The following is a 19,786-nucleotide window of genomic DNA, read 5'->3' on the forward strand; positions in this document are numbered from 1 at the left end:
AGCGCCGACGGATCGCAGCACGTGAAGGACACCCGAACATCGGCTTGGGCGATCGCGCACAGATGGCAGGATCGCTCGCTTACATTGTTCCTCCCTGGAGCACCGCAATGATCATCGATCTTTTGCTTCGAGAGCATCGCAATATTGACCTACTTCTGGTCGCCCTCCAGCGTGAATTGGAGATCTTTGAGCATGGGGCCCGTCCTGACTATGAGGTCATTCGCGCGATTATCAGCTACTTCGAGGTTTACCCAGAGGTGTACCATCATCCTCAGGAAGACCTGATTTTCTCCAAGCTTAGAACTCGCGATCCGGATGCGGCTGCACTCATCGGCGATCTCGCGCATGAACACCAGGAAGTCATCGACCGCCTGCACCATTTTGCTCAAGCTATCGATGCTATCCTCGCGGATCGTGAAATCCTTCGGCAAGACGTCGGTAACATCGTACGCGACTTTGTATTGCGGGAGCGGCACCACATGATGTGGGAAGAGCGAGATTTCTTCCCCGCCGCCGTCAAGACTCTATCGGCTGAGGATTGGACGGAAATCGCTTCCGCCCGCACTGATCATGGGGATCTGCTGTTCAGCGAGACGGCGGAAGCGACTTCCGATGCACTAAGAGCGCATATTCTGCAATTAGAGCAAGAAGCTGAAGCCGAACGGAGTTCGGTGGCGTTTTCGTCCGCAATGGCCGGCAAGCCGCCAGATGGCGCCAAAGCCGATGGACCGTAATTGATCACTGACTCTGCACGCCGGGCCGTGCAGGTCATGCTCATCTCCTTGAAATGAAGACATCCTTCTGGCGCTTACGCTGCGCGGCTAGGACGACATCCGCGCCCGAAGATCGCTTGCAGCCCGTTCCTTCGCAAAACACGGCCGGGGTCCGGCAGGTCCCGTAACGTGAGCGTCGCGGGCAATTGGCAATGCGGCTCGACCAGCGCCCGACTGAGATTTTGTGATATGAGTGCCCCTTACGTCCACCGACCGACTGCGATCGATCGTTGCGGCACTGCTGGGCCTCTTCTTGCCCGGAACAGCGCAGGACCTTTATCGCGATCCAAAGTGCGATGCGTACATTGCGGGCATGCCCTACCAATTTTGGCTTTAGGGCCGCTATGGCCATCAACAACGCGGATATTTTGAGCCAGCGCAAAGCCAATCCGCCGCGTGTCCGCTAATCGGTTGGCGAGGGAAGAAAGGCACTCCGAATGCGACCGGACTTGGCACAAGCCTACGGGCAGCAACGGCTGCCGCGCTACACCAGCTATCCGACGGCCCCCCATTTCTCAGCTTCGATTTGCGAATCCGACTATCAAACGTGGCTCAAGTCGTTGGGCGCGCAGCAATCCGCCTCGATCTACGTGCACGTGCCGTTTTGTCGACGCATGTGCTGGTATTGTGGCTGCCACACGGCTGTCACGAAGCGCCAGGAGCCGATCTCGTTCTATGCAGCGGGACTGCGGACCGAAGCTTACCTCGTTGCAGAAACCCTTGGCCGACGGCAACCGATCTCTCATATCCACTTCGGGGGCGGCACCCCGACGATCATGACACCTGAAACGTTCGCTGATCTGGTCGGTTCGTTGCGCCATTCATTCGCGGTCCTGCCTGATGCCGAGATCGCCGTAGAGATCGATCCACGCATGTTGAGCGAGCCGATGGCCGAGGCTCTCGGCTATTGCGGGGTCAACCGGGCGAGCCTTGGTGTCCAGAGCTTCGATCCAGTTGTTCAGCAGGGCATCAACCGTCTGCAGAGCTTCGGACAGACCGCGACCTCGGTCGATCGGCTGCGCCGTGCCGGCGTCGAACGTATCAATTTCGACCTGCTCTATGGCCTGCCCCGGCAGACGGTCGCTTCGTGCCTGGATACCGTCGCCAGATGCCTCGAGCTTCATCCGGACCGGTTTTCGGCCTTTGGCTACGCGCATATTCCTTCCTTCAAGAAGCATCAACGTCTGATCGATGCGTCCACCCTGCCCGATAGCGTCGCGCGCCACGTCCAATCCGAAACGATCACGGAAGCTTTGGTTGATGCGGGATATGTCCGCGTCGGAATCGATCACTTCGCCCTACCGGACGACAATCTCGCCCTGGCGAGCCAGGAAGGCAGGTTGAGGCGCAATTTCCAGGGCTATACTGACGATAGCGCGGACACCTTGATTGGGCTGGGCGCCAGCGCCATCGGCCGTATGCAACAGGGCTTTGTCGCGAACGCCGTCCAGACGAAGGACTTCCTCGCTCGCATCAGCGAGGATCGGCTCGCCATCGCAAAGGGCTATCTACTGACTGACGACGATCGCTTCCACGCCGAGATCATCGAACGAATCATGTGCGATTTGACAGTCGATCTCTGGGAGACATCCCGTCGTTATGGCCGGGATCCAAGCTTGGCCGTCGTCGATCGTTCTCGTCTCGACGGCCTTATCGCCGATGGCGTCGTGGTGATGGATGATGGCCGGCTTTCCATAGCCGGTGGCGCAGAGTTCCTGGCCCGGAACGTCGCATCGATCTTCGACGCTCACCTTACCCGGACCGGGGCTACCCATAGTCTGGCGGTCTAAACCGACTAAGCCGAACCGAGCCGTTTCAGATCCCAACGCGACATCACTTAACTGGCCTATGCTTTGGATCGCAAGCAGTCGCCGCGATCAGGAGCACGCTGATCGGCATCCCATTTGCCGGCCCCTCTGCGTCGAGCCGCACAAGATTCCCAACAGAGGTTGGAACAAAAACTTGACTAGACCAATGACTAGCTAAAGCCAGATCAATAGCAAGCCGCAGATTGCATTGGTCACCACGATAAGATCCTTGCTGTACGCGTTATCGTATGGTCCCGTTGATCGAGTCCAACGTTTCCGGCAGAAAGGCGTACCAACGTGCGCTTGATGCCCGTCCGTGATCGGCCGGCACGACCGCCCCACATTGCTCAGCCCCGCAACGTTGCGAAAGTACTCATCAGCGACAAACCCTGGTGTAGATTTCTAATCCCAAGCTATAGGGGCCGCATACCAGGGCATGATTGAGCTACGCTGAGCTTGCGCCTTAACTGGGGTCAGATTTCGGCGGATGTCCCCGCCGTAATCGAACCATCGGCTGCCCTCCTTCCGCCGATGGAAGTCAGCACGTTGCCTAGCAGCGTCGCTCCTCCCGGACACACTTCCGCCCGGCCGCTAAAGGCGGCCGGGCCTTTTTCCCGATCACCAACGCTTTTCACGATTATCGAGCCCGCAAATCGTTGACACGCGATCGGCCTTCTCGACGAAAGACCAGGCCCAGATCAACGGTCGGCCGGAGTGGATGCAGCGCGTAGTTCGCGGGCAGCGGACACCATGTTGACCAACGCCGGGCGAACCTCCTCCCATTTGCGCGTCTTCAGGCCGCAGTCCGGATTGATCCAAAGTTGCGAATCCTGCAGCCGCTTCCGAGCCAAAGCGACGAGCTCTTTCATCTCGCCCGCCTCGGGCACGCGCGGAGAATGGATATCGTACACACCCGGCCCGATTTGATTCGGATATTTATAGCTCCGGAAAGCGTCGAGCAGCTCCATTTTCGAGCGCGAAGTCTCGATCGAGATGACATCCGCGTCCATTGCAGCAATCGCATCGATGATGTCGTTGAATTCCGAGTAGCACATGTGGGTATGGATCTGGGTTTGATCGGCGACGCCCGATGAGCAGATGCGGAAGCAATCCCCGGCCCACTCGAGATAAGCCGTCCACTCCGATCGGCGCGGCGGCAATCCTTCGCGCAGCGCAGCCTCGTCGATCTGGATCATGGCTGCACCAGCATTTTCGAGATCGCCGACTTCGTCTCGGATCGCGAGCGCAATTTGACGACAGACGTCGGCTCGGGGAATATCATCGCGAACAAACGACCAGTTCAAGATCGTCACTGGTCCGGTCAACATCGCCTTCATCGGCTTCTCGGTTAGTGATTGCGCGTACCGCCACCACCCCACGGTGATCGGTTTCGGCCGTGAAACATCGCCAAACAAGATCGGCGGCCGGACACAGCGCGAGCCATAGGATTGTACCCAGCCGTTTTTGGTAAATGCGAAGCCTGCGAGTTGTTCGCCGAAGTACTGCACCATGTCATTGCGCTCGAACTCGCCGTGCACGAGCACGTCGAGGCCGATGTCCTCCTGCCAACGTACGGCACGCGCAGTCTCCTCCTTGAGGAACTCGTCGTATTGCCCGTCGTTCATCGCGCCTCGCGCGTGTGCTGCCCGGGCATTACGGACCTCTGCAGTCTGCGGAAACGATCCGATCGTCGTGGTAGGAAACGCCGGTAGTTTGAAGCGCTTGCGTTGAATCTCGGCACGACTGGCAAATGGACTGGCGCGCCGGCGCGTGGTCTGGTTGATCGCTCTCATCCGGATGGCGACATCGGCATCTCGGATCTTTGGCGAAGTTCCACGATCGGTGGTGACGCGCTCCGACTGCGCAAGAGCGCCAGCAACATCCTGATCGCCTGCAAGAGCGCGCGCCAAGGTCGCAAGCTCGCGTATCTTCTGAACGGAGAATGCTAGCCAACCCTTGATGTCTGAAGCGAGCTCCGTCTCGAGTTCAACATCGACCGGCACGTGAAGCAGCGAACAGGATGGAGCGATTTGTATGCGATCTTTGCCCAGCTTCGCGATAGCGGGATCGAGCCGTTGGCGCAGTGCCGACAAATTCGTCCGCCACACATTGCGGCCGTCTATCGCGCCGAGTGACACCACGAGATCACTTCGCTTGGCGGTAATGATCTGGTCCAATAACGCTGGCGCCCGAACCAGGTCGACGTGCAGCCCGGCGACAGGTAGGCGCAAGGCGGTGGGAAGATTGTCGCCGAGGCCACCGAAATAGCTGGCGACCATGATCTTGATGGCCGGCCCTTCCTTGGCGAGCCGGTCATAGGCATGTAGCAAGGATTGTCTTGATTCCGCATCCAGATCAAGAACCAGGCAGGGCTCGTCGAACTGAACCCAATTTGCCCCGCGTTTGGCCAATTCCTGCAGAACCTCGATATAGACCTGTATCAGGTCATCCAGGAGTGACAGTGGCTGCAACGCAGGATCAGCACTCTTGCCTAGCTTTAGGAATGTGACCGGGCCGATCAGGACAGGGCGAGTCTGAAAGCCAAGGGCCTTGGCTTCCTCATACTCGTCGATAGGCTTGCGAGAGGACAGCCTGAAAGTCTGTCCGCGATGAAATTCCGGGACCATGTAATGGTAGTTGGTGTCGAACCACTTGGTCATCTCCTGCGCGGGTGCGCCATCGCCGCGATGTCCGTGGCCGCAACTCGCACCGCGGCCGTCGTATTGTGAACCGCGTGCCATGGCGAAATACGTCTTGAGGGAAACGGGCTCGGCTTTCGAGGCGTAGACTTCCGGGATGGCGCCGACCATGACACTGGTGTCGAGCACCTGATCGTACAGCGAGAAGTCGTTCGACGGAATGACGGTGACACCGAGGGACTTCTGGCGCGCCCAGTTCGCGGCACGTAGGCCGGCTGCGTCCTCAAGCAACTGCTGTTCGCTAATTCTCCCGGCCCAGTAGCCTTCGAGTGCGACTTTGAGCTCGCGTCTTGGACCGATGCGCGGCGTTCCGAGCGTGGCAACCGGAAGTGAGAGAAGAGACATAGCGCTAACCCCGTGTTGGGGGCAAAGGCCGGGGCGGACGCAGGCAGGAGAAGTCGCCCGAGCGACGGCTGCTTGGCGCACCACCGGGACACCCCGCCCGTGGATGAACATATTGTCGGGGCAGGTCTCCTGGCTCGCGGGTCATTGCTGCTGTCCGGCCTTCCCGAAGCCGCGCGGGCTTCAGTGACTTTGTTGGACAGTAGCTCGCCGCTCACAGTTGCGGGGGCAGCGCCGGAATTGGCACCGGCTTCCCTCTTAGCTCCGGATCAAACGGAAACCGGAGAACCTCGACGACTTGGATTATCGGCAAGAGAACTCGGCCGTCAACCTCTCAAATTGGTGCTGCGACCTCTCTTACGCGAATGCCCCTCCGAGGCCACGCTTGATCGCGACGTAGAAGCCATCTCCAGTCATAGGATATCGGAATGACCATCTCGGAGGCGCATTGGTGTCGGGCGGCGTGTCAGATCTGTGCACGAGACGAATGCGCCCAGCACGAAGAAGCTCACGGCGCCGCGCAAGACGCTTTGCGGCCCGGCTTTTGAACGATTCATCGAGCACGCTTCGACGCGCCCTTTCTTTTCCACCAATAACCATGGATCAGTGGCGAATAGGCGCAAGAGGTATTCGCTAATTCCAGCAGCGTGCTCAGCGGTGATGTGCCACCAGCCAATCCTGGTAGGCGTCACGCCGACGTTTTGGTGATACTGGCCAAAGCAAGCATATTGAATCACCACAACCAAAAGAGACCCTCGCAATGAAAATGGCTGTTTGGAGCGTCCTCGGCGTCTTTGCTGCTGCCGTCTTTACTGTCGGTCTGTTCGGCTGGATGGCAAGGCCTTTTATGAGCCGCCCCGTCAGACAGATGCTCTCGGATGTGTTGAGTAGTTCAAGCCGAAGCTAGCAGACCTGAGGCTTCCCTCTTGCCGGTCGACACGGCTGCGTGGACGCGCAGCTCCTCGAATGTTGACTGCAATGACGAGCAGGTAGACGACGGCCCCTAACGTTGCGCGAGCGGAGAATGCCACGTCTCGTACCGCCTGCTTGATCCGTGACGTTCCTTAACGTCGATTCTATATCGCTCGCCGCTGAAGGGCGGCTCCGCGTTGGTGCAGGCCGCAAAGTGCCAAGCACAACAGGCGGGGACGCCCTCGACATTCGTAGTAGCGGCAACGCCCCCGGATCACACGGATCGATGGCGGCATACCTGCTCCCAATTGTCGTCAAGACTCCGGCAGCGAGGCATTCGCCCGCTGTCGAAGATTCAATGCGTGACAAGAATCATTCACGGAAGTCGTGGCGAATAGGCTGAATGGTAACATTAGAACGTGCTGTACGTCGGCAAGTCGACAAAGACAGCACAAATCTGCCGCGAACTGCCGGTTATTGCCTGGCACGAACAATGCAAGTCCTCATCATGTCCAGGCTTCTCCTCCTGGGCAGGTTCAGCATTGCAAATTGAGGCTTTGGCTGACCACTGAAGTTAGCGGCGCGTGACATCGAGGGACGGCGCCTGCTCGCGCGGGACATCGGCAGGCGCCTGCGTCACGTTGCCGCTAACTTCTTGCGATCTGCGCATAGCACGCTGAGGAAGACGTGCCGCTTTGGATTGACGTGTGGATGATAACCAGATGAGCCGGAAGCAATGAAGAAAAATTCTGGAAGGCGCGTGCTTTGGTTCTGTATCGCGCGGTCGCTGATCTGCCTGGCCGGGCTGGCGGTGACGAGCAACAATGTTCGCGCCAACGACCACACGCTTGTCGAAAGGGTCAAGTCAACGTGGCGAGCGCAAGATGGTGAGACTATAGAACAAATCATTTCCAAGGTCTCGAAGGTGGCTCACTTTGTGCCTCGATCGTGGGGAGTCGCTGAAGGAATTGACCGAACAGAGTATGTTTATTTTTCATGGACCAGGCACCCGGACAATAGATCAGACGAACAGTACGCTATCACTTGGAAGATCGCGACTGACGGGACGATTAAACTTGCGTCGACATATGCAAAGCCGATTGAATTGGGCTGGCGCGCTTTGGCGCTCTCGTTGATCGCCAGTGAAGTCACAGATGGCGAAACGGATGCAAATCTTCACTTTCTGCATGATCCGGCCAACTTCAACTTCGTGACGACTGCACAAGGCAAGCTCGGCAATCTTCTGCGGCACGGCCGCTGCCATATCATTGAACCCGTTGCAGTGGATTACGTGTCGAAACCCAATGCCAAGCCGACCGAGAAGGGCGATCTGTGGCGTGTTCTGCTTTTGGTGAACTGTAAGATCCCAGGCCCCCATTATTTTACCCACAACGGCGTCATCACTTTCGAGAAGAGCGAGGGACAAGATTGGGAGCCGCAATCTTTCTTCGCCAAGCGAATCGCGGCTTATCCTCCAGGCTCCTGGTTCGATCGGATAGAGCCAAGTGAACGGGAAGCAATAGAGAGGGCGCGAAAGGCCTCGGCCAATGGTCACACAAGACAAGATCGCGGCGCAGCTCCTTGACGCTGAGGCGCCTCGGAGCAGCAGCAAAGCACACGCGTTCGGAAGCGCTGACTTGTCCTGTTTCGTTTTTGCGACAAACCGCGAGCCTCTCGCAGCTCGTCATAGGGCAGCACCGTTGCTCTCGGCCCATTCCGCGAAGCAATCGATGCCGTGACCAGGCGCCCACGTGCCAGCTTACGAGAGCCGGTTTAGCCCTCCCCAGTCGCATGCAGCGAGCGGACGCCAATCTGCGACGCGGCCAGCTCTAGATCCATTCTTCGGGGGAGTTGGCCTAGCGATGCTTGCGGCCCCTGCTCTGACCAGGCGTGCGCGCAGCGCATCGCTTCAACAGACAATGGCACCCGCAGGAGCGTGACGCCGAAGGCGGCACGCGGGAGCGCGTGCAGCGACGAGACCGGTTAAAAGGGTACCCGGGAACGGGGCAGTGATAGCGACGCCGGCATACTTCATGGCGGCGGGCCCCTCTCCCGAGCACCCCCGGCGAGGAGCTCTGCAGCCATGCACTGCGTCGGATCGACCGCAGAATTGGGACGGAAGATCTAGATTTCCTCACGCGCATCGTTTGCGCGTCGTAAATCCTGATCTGAAGCATGCTTCTTTCGCTCTTCCCCACCCGCCCGGGCGCCGTCTCTTAAAGTCACATAAAGTCATCCTCGTATGCGTATCCGGAGCTTGCTACATGGGTATTACGGCGCTCGCCGTCGTCTACTTTAGCGAGATATCGTTCAGGTTTGTTGGCGCGCTGCCATTCACCTGCGCTATTCGTTGTCCATTTGTCAGGATGCTGAGTAGGATCAAGTACCATATTGCAATCGTCGACCTCTACGAAACCTAACTTCGCCGCGCGAGCTTTCGATTCTTCGTTAAGTGGATACCATTTGAGCAACGGTTGCTCGCCCTCTCGCGCATCTCGCCGAAGCTGATACTCGAGCAGAATATCGCCTGCGTTCTCCACCAAGGGATGGGCAAGCTGAAGATCGACGACGGAGGTGATGTGTTCTCGCCCGGGAAACAGTTCTCGCCACCTGTCGTCGTGGAATTCGTTCATGCTGTATCCGCCTTCCGTCCGCAGCAGTGCGACAGTTTTGTTTCCAAGAGTATAGCTGTAGTATCGCGCTTCCTCCGAATCTCTGGTCGAGCCGTAGTCCTCCGCAGCCTCTCTGACGTTCTTGGCTCGTGTCGATACGAAACGCGAGTACTCCCGCGGATTCTCGGCGATGCGCATTATTTCATGATCATTTTGGAAGATCTTTGCTTCTCTGCGAAACGTATCCTTGTCGATCGGCTCTATCGGAGGTTTGGTCACGAGGGAATACGTTGGCGCAGCAGAAGAGGAGGTCGGCTCCGTTGCGGACAGGTGCATGTTAGCGAACCTGTCCTCGAAATCTCTTTCATCCGCGTGTTCGTCGTGGGATGCCCACGTAACTGCTTCATAATACCCACCAATTCGACCGTACATGAGGATCCGTACTCCTAAGGCAAGAGGGTTTCTTATTGATTTGAGGCGCATTGGGCCACGCCAAAGTAGCCAGCCGAAACTGACGGTAAGCTGACTAGGAGCTTGTTGTTTTCTGGATTCGGGATTCCCCTCGGGTGGGATTTCTGATTCGAGCTCCATGCTGGAGGCGGAGGCCAGCATGGATGACGCGCCCCCATTCGGAAGACCTCCGCGAATGAGCCATGGCGCGGGCGAGACGGTTCGTTCGATCGCAGAGGCGCTACAGCTCAGCCGTCCCTCCGTGACGAATTGGAAGAATCTGAGACGGGATATCGGGGGCCTGGCCCCGGTTAGATCGGCGGTCATAAGAAGCGGGTTCTGTCGGATACCAACGCCGACTGGCTGCGCGAACGCATTCGCTCGGGGCCATTCACCTTGCGCAAGCTGGGAGCTGACTGCACGGGGGATCAAAACAGGCGTGCGGGTGTGGACTGTTGTTCACGCCGAGGAGCTCAGCTTCAAAAAACGCTTCTACCAGCCGAGCAGGATCGCCCAGACGTCGCCCGTAAGCGGACCTGCTGGAAAGCGCACCAAGGCAGGATCAATGTCGCGCGGCTGGTTTTCATCGACAAGACGTGGATCAAGACCAATATGGCGCCGCTACGCGGCTGGAGGCCTTGTGGGCAGCGCCTCCAAGCATCTGCACGTTTCGGCCATTGGAAGACCATGACCTTCATCGCGGGGCGCTGCGTCACGATCAGATCAGCGCGCCTTGGATGATTGATGGCCCCATCAATGGTGAGCTCTTCACGCTGTACGTCGAGAAATGTGTTGGCCCCTACCCTCGCACCTGGCGAGATCGTGGTTCTCGACAATCTTGGCAGCCACGAAGGAAAGCGGCTTGCCAAGCTATCGGCGCCAGAGGTGCCCACCGCATCTTCCTGCCGCCCTATAGCCCTGACCTCAATCCGATCGAGCAGGTCTTCACCAAACTCAAACGCCTCATGCGAGCTGCGCCTCGTGATGTCGAGGCCGCCTGGCGAAAGCTTGGCCAACTCCTCAATCTCTTCCGAGGAAGAGTGCACCAACCACCTCAAAACTTCGGGCTACGCTCTGTGTAAAGACAGCATGCTCTAACGGTTGCGCCCGATGTCTGGCACATCGACGAATCTACATCGAAAGATCGTGCGCCGTACGATGGCGCTCGCGAACGCGTTGCAAGCCATGTTCATTTACTTTGATTGCTTTCTCTTTCCGGGAGCACTCGGTTGTTTTTTATGCACCGAGTTCGACGCTGTGCCCGATGATCTTAAGCACGGTGCGGTGTGCGCCAACTGAGAGAGACGATCGAGGTCGGAAGCCCATCGCAACTCACACAAGAAATCGCTTGAATCTCACGTTACGTCAGGCCGTAGGTTGGCAATCACAATCGAGCTTCCACCAACCAAACATCGAATGATGCAGCACAGGCCAAACCCGACATGGTGCGATCAAGCAGTCGAATGCGGCGACGCCGGATTGCACGTGTTTCTGAGCGCATGGACCAAAAGCGAAAGGCTGTCGGGATGAAACATCGCGCGATGATAACCGCATTGCTCGCCATCATCACGTCTCCGGCTTGCGCAGCGAAACTCAGCGGCCCTCCGCGCATCGTCGATGGCAATACCATTGAGATCGAGCAAACCAAAATTCGGCTTTCGGGTATCGAGGCGCCAGAGACGGATCAGATCTGCCTCGACGCCCACGGCCAGAAATGGGCTTGCGGCATAGCTGCTCGCGATGAGCTTATCAGGCATTCGAATGGACGAACGTGGGATTGTCATACCACAGGGGTGGATAAGTACGGCCGGTCACTCGGCAGCTGCTTCATCGCGGGCGAGGACGTGAACGCATGGATGATAAGCTCGGGCTGGGCACTATCATCCGATCCTCACACCTACATTATCTATGAGGTTGTAGCGAGCAATGCCTATGCGGGCCTATGGTCGGGGGCGTTCATCGCTCCTTGGGACTGGCGTCGCCGCAACAAGGGGACGATCGTTGTCGGCGCGAGCTCGATACCGATCGACACTCAGGAACTCCTGCTCGGATCCGCTTTGCTATCCGACCCGCCCTCGCCCGAATGTCTGATAAAGGGCACGCTGGGCCGCGGGGGCGAGCGCACTTATCACATGCCCGGGCAACTTGGTTACGGACAAATCGATATGACGAAGAAGCTGGGTGATCGATGGTTCTGCAGCGAAGCGGAGGCTGAAGCCAATGGATGGCGTAAAGCGGCGCGATGAGGCGACACATGCACGCAGACCGTTCCCCTAATATGTCATGCTCGCCGATGATCAAGCCGTCGCGCCGGTCGCTATTGCTGTCGCTGTTCGCGTTTTCGGCGGTTGGCATGCGGCTCGGCGACAACATCGTTAATGCGAAGGAAGCAAAACAGCTGCCCAAGCCGGTCAATCTGCTCTCGCCGGATGCTGCGCTCAGGCGGCTGATTGAAGGTAATGACCGATTTGTACAGGGCGCATCACGAGGCGACGATTTCAAGCGCGAGCGTCAGGTTTTAGTCGATGGACAAAATCCATATGCGGCGGTTCTGAGCTGCGCCGATTCTCGCATAGCGCCTGAACTTGCTTTTGACAGCGGACTTGGTGACCTGTTTGTCTGCCGCCTCGCCGGCAATTTTGCTAACGATGTCACGATCGCGAGCATGGAATACGCAGTCGCCGTGCTAAATACACCGTTGATTATAGTACTCGGTCACGATCATTGTGGCGCGATAGACGCCACGATCAAGTCGCTCAACGACGACAAGCCGGCGCCGGGGCATATTCCATCCCTCGTCACTGCGCTTGCGCCTGCCGTTCGGAAATCGCGCCAGCAAACCGGTGATGCGTTCGCCAATGCCACCCGGCAAAACGTAATCGATAACGTCGAGAAACTTAAATCGGCGGGCCCGGTTCTGAACGCGGCAGTTGAGCAGAACAGACTTAAGGTCGTCGGGGGTCTGTACCGGCTCGACACCGGCAGGGTCGATCTACTGAACTGACCTGCACTTTCGCAGTCGTTTGAACCGCCCAGCACGGCTTCGGTTGAGTTCCGCAAAACTCACCCGTCCATCGGTAAAATGCACCGGATGTGATCCGCTGCACAATTGACATACAGCTTCGGGACAGGACACCACTTTGTATGCGCGGGCTCTTTATCCTCCTCTTACTTTACGTACTTGTGTTGGCAACGCGCGGCCAGCACCCACACAATTCCTGCCGCGACCGAACATGGTCCATGCCTTCCGTCAATGCACTGGTCAACACAGTTGGCTGAAGCCGCAGAAATGCGCTGCGATGGATGTCGGGATCGAAGCGGGGCTCGGCGACACCGGACAAATTTCATATCCTCGCCGGATCATCCGTTTTGGAACCGATAGAGATCGTTCCGTTAAGCCCCCCGACTCAGATCGGGCTGAAGATCACATACAGCAGAATTAGGATCACGACGGCGGTCCAGCCTGCTGATGTGAGGAACACTGTTGCTCGCGACGGCATCTGACGGTCTCTCCTGCATCAGCCAACGAAGCGACCTTCAATCTCGGAAACGCAGCATCGCTGAAACTGTAAGACCATACTTTGGATCCGCAATAAACCGGCAATTTTCGCGCGCGCGACAGTTGCGATCACGGGCTGGGACGCAGAACATTCTTCTGCGCGTCGCCTACACCCGTCGAGCCTGGCACAAAAGGATTGATGGACGTCCTGAGAACTTGTCCAACGCGCTGTGGTAGCTCTGCGTGGGCGCGCCTTGTCGATTTGAATTCCGAAGCGGGTGCGTCGGCAAGCACCTTTGAAGACCGTTTTGCCGATCCCGACATCAGCCTGATCATCCTGCGCGGCCTCACTGCACGTCGCCCCAGGTCTCCTCGACCAACGCATCGATTTAAGCGGCGTATTCATTGATCGAATTTCCTACCGCCCGCAGCAGCGCGCGACCGACCGCGTCTTCGTGGCATGGATCTCGGCCTGTGTCATGTCATCGACGCACAACAATTTGCAAGCAAATCGAAGCCGCTGGCCGAGAAGCACGGCACCTAAAGTCCATCGGTAATGGACTGCCCTCCGGCGAACAAGCCTCCTGCTCGGCTGAATCCCGCTTTTGGCCGTCGCGACCAAGCGCACCAGGATCGCTCAGCGGCACGACTAATCGTACACCTTAGACTTGCAAGCAGGCTCCCTCACCGAACGCCCGCCGAGAGAGTGAACCAGTGGCGCGGGCCATTCCGCCCTCATCTAGCTATGTGGCAGATTGTGCGTCCTCATGCGCTCGCAAACTTTGTACAAAACGGACAAGAGGAGCGCGTTTGCTCGGCGAGCATGATCTGATCGTATCAGAAGCGCACGTTCCGTACCCGAGCGCTCGCGACACCATTAGTGTCGGGTGTGCATCGACCTCAAAACCGGCACGGGTTTCGTACGAACGGGCGTCCGCGCTATCATCGTCGACGCGCACCACAAGGGCACGTTCTGAACCGTCCGCGCCATGATAATCGAACGCAACGGTCGAGCCGTGCCGCAATGGCTGGCGCAAGCAGTGACAATTGCTAGTGCTCGATGCCGTTGGACGGTACAATGGGCTCTTACCTAGGGACCGCCCCGGACACAGGGGACCGGCGACATGTACCGGTACGTCGCGCGTGCCAACATCGATCGCTATCTCAGCGTGCTCTACAGCGCGGATCTCACCAGGCATGAGCGACAAACGGTCACGAAGTTGCTGCTCGGCGAGTTGGACAAGCTCCGTCATGATCCCACGCAGCTTGAGTTTGCCGAAAAGCGAGCCGCAAACGGCCGCGAACGGGTCAACCACGCTAGGCGACTTTGCGCATCTATGCGCTCGGCACAACAGAACGCGAAGAATCGGATAGGTTGTTAGTATACGTTGAAAGTCTTCAAAGCCTGCTAGATGCTTTTATGGCGGCTTGCACGAGTTCTCGCGGCATCTAGGACGGCGATTTGATCGTAGAATGACGCTAATTGCTGCACGACATCGACTTGATCTTCGTCGTCAAGACTCACTCATAGCTCAAGCTTGAATCACCATGGCGGAGATCAAATTTGCTTACTGCGGCTTTATCTCGTGAACCACGATCCGGGCGATGAAAATTCATCAAAAGAGGCACTCCAAGGCCGGTTTCAGGCGCAACCTCGGCGCAAATTGCATTCAAACGTCGCGCTAAGTGAAGACAATGATGGCATGGAAAGCCTCTCGTTGGCGAAATGGACCAGGAGCAGGATATGGCCAGTCATTTCTACCGACTGCTTTACCGATTCCGCATGCGGGCATATGCTGAAACATTGTTTCGGCGTAGCACGCACGAGAAGCAGGAAGGGCTGTGGCTGCGGTGCAGCCTGATGCGGCTTGGGAGCGAACTACGACAATCCAACCACCGGTCCAGCGCACCGTGTCAGCCGGTGCGAGATGCGGCCGAAGCTATCGTCAGACCCACCTGAGGACGCCGGACGTCGCGCTGCCGAGAGCGCACCGCGTTACAAGCAACAAGCGCTGTTGGAGCCGACCGTTGCGAGAGAGGATGGCATCGGCGTCTAGAACAGCATGACAGGCGCGAGACGCCCCTGGCGGGAGCAAGCCATCATGTGATGGTCGTGCTGTCGGATGGCGCCGGCGGGCTGCCGGGTATCATGGCCACTTGTCGTCCCCGCATCACCATATGCGCTATTCCGCGCTGGCGGACTCTCGCTTGCCAGCACCCGTCGCGGGCCCGAGCCGTTCGGTCGGATCGCGGCCCAATTTCGGCTTCAACTGTGCTAGTTCAATAAAGTCGTCCGCCTGCCGCCGAAGCTCGTCTGCGATCATCGGCGGCTGGATCGTATTGGTGGAGATGACGGTGACACTGACGCCGCGGCGCTGCACGGCCTCGACCAAGGAACGGAGGTCGCCGTCACCAGAGAACAGGATCATCTGGTCGATATGCCTCGCGAGTTCCATGGCATCGACCGCAAGCTCGATGTTCATGTTACGCTTCACTTTACGCCGACCGCTGGCGTCAAGGAATTCCTTGGTTGCCTTCGTGACGACGGTGTAGCCGTTATAGTCGAGCCAATCGATGAGCGGCCGGATCGACGAATACTCCTGATCCTCGGCAGTCGCCGTGTAGTAGAATGCCCGCAGCAACCGGCCCTCCCTCCGATACTCCTCAAGCAGGCGCTTGTAGTCGATCTCGAAACCAAGCGCCTTGGAGGTAGCGTGGAGGTTGGGACCGTCGATAAAGATGGCGAATTTTTCGAATCGGGACATCACTGCTCCAGCTTGCAAAATGGTTGCGCGGGGCGGCGCAGGCTGTGAACTAGCCGCTTACGAGGACGAGCTGGAGGGTCGGCAGCGAAGGGGCCTCTTCCAATGACATGGGACGAGATTTTCATCGAGCTCATAACACCGATCGCGTCTCCTATTCCATCGACTTCACATCATCGGCCCAAGGATCCAGCGGAGGCCTTTTCGAAGTTCTGTTGCTTGCCTGTGCCGGGTTCGCGTGCGAGATCCATCTTGTCGAACTCGCCGGTCGAAACGCTGCGCGCAGGCGCAGCACTGCAATCAGCGTTATGGTTTGCACCGAAGACCGTTGAGCGCAAGGATAAGCGGAACGGAAACCGCCACCGCGATCAGACCGTACTCGACGGAGGTCGCCCCAGTCTTGTTCGGCCAAAACCGCTGAAAAGCGAATGATCTCACCGGCCTAGAATTCTGCTGTAGCAATTCCGGTCACTCTCAGCCCTCGTTGCTATGTCACGTGACGTTGTCTTAGATCTTCACGACATGCGCTTTGAGGCACACAGTCTCCTGCTTGCAGCACAGCTCTTCCACCGCTCACCTGTCGTCCCCAATGATCTAGAGCGGCCTGCTATGTCCGTCTGCCATGCCGGCAATGAATACCTTGATTTCCCTTCGACTCCGCTCGGGCGAACTCAGTACGCAAGGGACGAACCAGTTCGTTTCCCACCCGAGCGCCTCACGTGCACCTTCACGCGAGAATCGACCATCCCGAGCAGGTTTTGACATCATGACCCAGCCAAAGATCCCGCGCCTGGTCTAAATGCCGCCGTGGCACACTAGCGCAGCAATGCGGTCATCAGACCCTCGCGAAAGCGGATGCAGCTGCCGCAATGAACTCGGCATTTCGCGCCTAAATCATCCGGGCGCACCTCTCTTAGAGGCTGACGGATGCGCCGCCCCAAAGAATCCCGCGAGATGGAGTTGCGGTTCCTGAAAGCTAGTTCAGCTTCTCGCAATGCAAACCGTGTCCCGCTTAGAGGTCTCGCGCATTGTCCGCCCCGTACAAAACTGTGCATCCGCCAGCGAGCACAATCTCTCAACAAGAGCATGCAACCAGCGCGCTGGAGCCAATAGGTATGAGGCGGGCTTTAAGTCATCCGATCGCTAGCGTTCCCTTCGCCACGACTAGAAGACGATCCTACTGCGATAGGAGATTGCAGCACCGGTGATGGTGACTGTTTCTGCTTTCTGCGCCGCTGCCTTTGCTATGAGGCGCAAGGCGACAGAAGCAGTAGATCACTGCCAACCAAACGCGATCAAAGCATTTCATTTCACGACCATGCCAGGAGCTGACGCGATATCGCGCCAGGAACATCCTTGTGATCCCCTGCAAGATCAAATCATGGTAGATTATCGTGAGCGGATATGACCGATTCACCTCAAACCCAGACGCGTAGCGCCGACGGCATCACGGCGCCGCTGCGGCACGCGACCTTCCGGCGCATCTGGCTCGCGAGCCTCCTCTCCAATATCGGTATCCTGATTCAAGGTGTTGGTGCAGCCTGGGCCATGACGCAGATGACGTCGTCGGCCGACAAAGTCGCGTTGGTGCAGACCGCGCTGTTACTGCCAGTGATGCTGATTTCGATGCCAGCCGGGGCGATCGCGGATATGTATGACCGCCGCATCGTGGCGCTGGTCTCTCTTGGATTGGCGCTCGCCGGAGCGACCGGGTTGACGGTGATCGCCTGGCTTGGCTTGGCCACCCCAAACCTCTTGCTCATGCTATGCCTCGTTGTCGGCAGTGGCATGGCGATGATGGGACCGGCCTGGCAATCGTCAGTTAGTGAACAAGTTCCCCTGGAAGCACAGCTGCCTGCGGCGATCGCTCTGAACGGCATCAGCTACAATATCGCGCGGAGCATAGGCCCGGCAATCGGCGGAGTCGTGGTGGCAACCGCGGGTGCAGTGGCCGCATTCGCGCTCAACACGTTGCTGTATGTGCCGCTGATTATCGCTTTGTTGCTTTGGAAACGCATCAGCGCACCCTCACGCCTGCCGCCCGAAAGATTGAGCCGCGCGATGGTTTCTGGCGTACGCTATATCAGCAATTCGCCGTCGATCAAGATTGTGCTGACCCGCAGCCTGGTGACCGGCATTATTGGCGGTGCGATCACCGCTCTGATGCCGCTGGTGGCGCGCGATCTCTTGCATGGCGACGCGCAGACCTACGGCATCATGCTTGGCGCTTTTGGCCTGGGTGCGGTGGTCGGTGCACTGAATATCACCGAGCTGCGCAAGCGATTGAGCGGCGAGGCCGCGATCCGCGCCTGTGCGCTATCTATGGGCGCGGCGATGGCCGCGGTTGCGCTCAGTCGCGAGCCCGTATTGACCGCGGCGGCGCTCGTCCTGGCGGGAGCCGTATGGATGATGGTGTGGGCGGTATTCAACATTGGGGTGCAGCTATCGGCGCCGCGCTGGGTGGCCGGACGCTCGCTTGCGGCCTATCAGGCGGCGAGCTCAGGCGGGATTGCCGTCGGCAGCTGGGGTTGGGGCCGCCTGACCGACGCGGCCGGCGTCGAAACTGCGCTGCTGGTGTCGGCCGCCCTGATGCTTGCCTCACCGCTCATCGGCCGTTGGCTGCCCATGCCCCGCATCGGCGCGCGGGGTGAGGAGCCTGAACCGCTCGCCGATCCCGAGGTACGGCTCGCCTTGACCGGACGCAGCGGCCCGCTCGTCGTCGAGATCGAATACCGCGTTGCACAGGAGAATGCCAGAGCGTTTCATAGTGTTATGCAAGATGTGCAATTGTCCCGCCAGCGCAACGGCGCCTACGGCTGGTCGATCGCCCGGGACATTGCCGATCCGGAAATGTGGACCGAGCGCTATCACTGCCCGACCTGGCTCGACTACTTGCGTTGGCGGAACCGCTCGACGCGGTCGGAACGTATAATAGAGCAGCGGGCAATTCATTTCCACGTCGGCCCAGCGCCGGTACGGGTCCGTCGCATGCTGGAAAGGCCGTTCGGCTCGGTACACTCGAACGACGATACGACCGAGTACGCAGCTGGCGAAATGCGAGGGGAGATCGCAAGCCCGACGAAGGCATTACGTAGCCGGCCACTCCGCCCAATCAAGTGACCCAGCCTGCTGGCAGGGGCCGGAACGCAGCAATCGACACTTCATCATACGAAAGGCGCCTAGCTGGACGCTCTTTGCGTTGCCCTCGCGAAAGTCGACGAAGGCGTCAGGCCGACTAAGCGATAATCGCGCGACGATTTCCGTCGAGTGCGCTGAAACGTTCGGCCTTTGTAAGTCTTGTCCGATAGCGTACGGTGGCTTTGCTGTTGGCCAGCCGTACATCTCCCGCACTTTGGTCGCGTCACCAAACTAGTCTAGCAATACGTTGTGCTCGCCTGCCGTCGGCGGCGCTTCCTTGGATGGCGGGCCCTCAGCTTCGCCCCGGGCGCCAAATCACCATTCGAGGCTCACCGCATAAGAGCTGTCTATTTCTGACGTTTCGAGCGCCACCATTCGCTCCACTTCTTACGCCGAACTTCAACAGAATACCGCTGAATAATGCCGCAAAAATGCAGCATCACCCGAACGACGCGGAAACAGCGCGACCAGAATCGCATAATTTGCTGTCGAAGCTCAAAGAGACGAGCTGCTGCTGCGCGTCTCTCCTTAGCTGCAATCGAGGGTGTGCTTCATGGGCAATCATGATCTTGTCTCCGGTAGCCTCCTTGTGCTGACCGCGACCAGCTTCGCACTACTCTGCTCGAGCCTGCTCGTCTTTGCCTTCATTTGAAACCGCGCTGGTTGCCTTGCGCGTGTTATCAAGGCGATCACGCCGTCGAGCATCAAGTGTTTCTGCGTCTCGAAAGACGATGATCGCGCACGAGCTGAACGACCGTCTCTCGTTTCGGCTCGATCGACCGCGTGGCTCA

General features: G+C 58.4%; 12 protein-coding genes, 1 pseudogene and 1 riboswitch. Of the genes and pseudogenes, 9 read left to right on the plus strand and 4 right to left on the minus strand.

What is annotated here, in order from left to right; genetic code table 11:
- Positions 1-107: 107 nt before the first annotated feature.
- Both I6F38_RS05135 and hemN read left to right on the plus strand, forming a co-directional pair.
- Positions 108-734, plus strand: a complete 627-nt coding sequence (locus I6F38_RS05135) for a hemerythrin domain-containing protein (protein ID WP_225159300.1) — start codon at positions 108-110, stop codon at positions 732-734.
- A gap of 476 nt (positions 735-1,210) precedes the next feature.
- Entirely contained in the window at positions 1,211-2,563 is a 1,353-nt protein-coding gene (gene hemN, locus I6F38_RS05140; protein ID WP_225159301.1) for an oxygen-independent coproporphyrinogen III oxidase, read from the plus strand.
- Positions 2,564-3,279: 716 nt separating this feature from the next.
- Here the strand turns inward: hemN and metE are convergent.
- Both metE and I6F38_RS05150 read right to left on the minus strand, forming a co-directional pair.
- Positions 3,280-5,625, minus strand: coding sequence for a 5-methyltetrahydropteroyltriglutamate--homocysteine S-methyltransferase (metE, locus tag I6F38_RS05145; RefSeq protein WP_225159302.1), 2,346 nt, complete (start codon positions 5,623-5,625; stop codon positions 3,280-3,282).
- A gap of 101 nt (positions 5,626-5,726) precedes the next feature.
- Positions 5,727-5,930: riboswitch (cobalamin riboswitch) on the minus strand.
- A 105-nt stretch (positions 5,931-6,035) separates the two neighbouring features.
- Positions 6,036-6,368, minus strand: a complete 333-nt coding sequence (locus I6F38_RS05150; RefSeq protein WP_225159303.1) for a hypothetical protein — start codon at positions 6,366-6,368, stop codon at positions 6,036-6,038.
- 902 nt (positions 6,369-7,270) lie between these two features.
- On the opposite strand from I6F38_RS05150, the gene I6F38_RS05155 reads away from it, so the two are divergent.
- Positions 7,271-8,119 carry a nodulate formation efficiency C protein gene (locus I6F38_RS05155; RefSeq protein ID WP_225159304.1) on the plus strand — a complete coding sequence of 283 codons (849 nt, stop codon included), beginning with the start codon at positions 7,271-7,273 and terminating at the stop codon, positions 8,117-8,119.
- 637 nt (positions 8,120-8,756) lie between these two features.
- On the opposite strand, the gene I6F38_RS05160 is transcribed toward I6F38_RS05155, so the two are convergent.
- Positions 8,757-9,758, minus strand: coding sequence for an effector protein NopP (locus I6F38_RS05160; RefSeq protein ID WP_276573471.1), 1,002 nt, complete (start codon positions 9,756-9,758; stop codon positions 8,757-8,759).
- Between the two features lie 144 nt (positions 9,759-9,902).
- Between I6F38_RS05160 and I6F38_RS43715 the strand changes: the two are divergent.
- The 4 genes and pseudogenes from I6F38_RS43715 to I6F38_RS05180 form a co-directional block, all read left to right on the plus strand.
- Positions 9,903-10,678, plus strand: a pseudogene (locus tag I6F38_RS43715) (IS630 family transposase); the annotation flags it as partial.
- A 444-nt stretch (positions 10,679-11,122) separates the two neighbouring features.
- Complete coding sequence (locus I6F38_RS05170) at positions 11,123-11,842, plus strand: thermonuclease family protein (protein WP_225159306.1); 720 nt, start codon at positions 11,123-11,125, stop codon at positions 11,840-11,842.
- An 8-nt stretch (positions 11,843-11,850) separates the two neighbouring features.
- The gene (locus I6F38_RS05175) at positions 11,851-12,600 is read left to right on the plus strand and encodes a carbonic anhydrase (protein ID WP_225159307.1); all 750 of its coding nucleotides are present in this window, start codon (positions 11,851-11,853) and stop codon (positions 12,598-12,600) included.
- A gap of 1,619 nt (positions 12,601-14,219) precedes the next feature.
- Positions 14,220-14,477 carry a hypothetical protein gene (locus tag I6F38_RS05180; protein ID WP_225159308.1) on the plus strand — a complete coding sequence of 86 codons (258 nt, stop codon included), beginning with the start codon at positions 14,220-14,222 and terminating at the stop codon, positions 14,475-14,477.
- 801 nt (positions 14,478-15,278) lie between these two features.
- Here I6F38_RS05180 and I6F38_RS05185 read toward each other — a convergent pair.
- Positions 15,279-15,860: an NYN domain-containing protein gene (locus tag I6F38_RS05185; protein ID WP_225159309.1), complete on the minus strand. Its 582-nt coding sequence runs from the start codon at positions 15,858-15,860 to the stop codon at positions 15,279-15,281.
- A gap of 1,201 nt (positions 15,861-17,061) precedes the next feature.
- Between I6F38_RS05185 and I6F38_RS05195 the strand changes: the two genes are divergently transcribed.
- Positions 17,062-17,265, plus strand: coding sequence for a hypothetical protein (locus I6F38_RS05195; protein ID WP_225159310.1), 204 nt, complete (start codon positions 17,062-17,064; stop codon positions 17,263-17,265).
- Complete coding sequence (locus I6F38_RS05200; RefSeq protein ID WP_225159311.1) at positions 17,262-18,977, plus strand: MFS transporter; 1,716 nt, start codon at positions 17,262-17,264, stop codon at positions 18,975-18,977. Before I6F38_RS05195 ends, I6F38_RS05200 begins: the two co-directional genes overlap by 4 nt.
- Positions 18,978-19,786: the final 809 nt, after the last annotated feature.

This window comes from Bradyrhizobium sp. BRP56 (genome assembly GCF_020194035.1).
Taxonomy (GTDB): Bacteria; Pseudomonadota; Alphaproteobacteria; order Rhizobiales; family Xanthobacteraceae; genus Bradyrhizobium; species Bradyrhizobium australafricanum.

Excerpts from the sequence above, each read along its gene's own strand:
- I6F38_RS05135 (WP_225159300.1), top strand. The coding sequence starts at position 108 with ATGATCATCGATCTTTTGCTTCGAGAGCATCGCAATATTGACCTACTT.
- hemN (WP_225159301.1), top strand. The coding sequence starts at position 1,211 with ATGCGACCGGACTTGGCACAAGCCTACGGGCAGCAACGGCTGCCGCGC.
- metE (WP_225159302.1), bottom strand. The coding sequence starts at position 5,625 with ATGTCTCTTCTCTCACTTCCGGTTGCCACGCTCGGAACGCCGCGCATC.
- I6F38_RS05155 (WP_225159304.1), top strand. The coding sequence starts at position 7,271 with ATGAAGAAAAATTCTGGAAGGCGCGTGCTTTGGTTCTGTATCGCGCGG.
- I6F38_RS05160 (WP_276573471.1), bottom strand. The coding sequence starts at position 9,758 with ATGCTGGCCTCCGCCTCCAGCATGGAGCTCGAATCAGAAATCCCACCC.
- I6F38_RS05170 (WP_225159306.1), top strand. The coding sequence starts at position 11,123 with ATGAAACATCGCGCGATGATAACCGCATTGCTCGCCATCATCACGTCT.
- I6F38_RS05175 (WP_225159307.1), top strand. The coding sequence starts at position 11,851 with ATGCACGCAGACCGTTCCCCTAATATGTCATGCTCGCCGATGATCAAG.
- I6F38_RS05180 (WP_225159308.1), top strand. The coding sequence starts at position 14,220 with ATGTACCGGTACGTCGCGCGTGCCAACATCGATCGCTATCTCAGCGTG.
- I6F38_RS05185 (WP_225159309.1), bottom strand. The coding sequence starts at position 15,860 with ATGTCCCGATTCGAAAAATTCGCCATCTTTATCGACGGTCCCAACCTC.
- I6F38_RS05200 (WP_225159311.1), top strand. The coding sequence starts at position 17,262 with ATGACCGATTCACCTCAAACCCAGACGCGTAGCGCCGACGGCATCACG.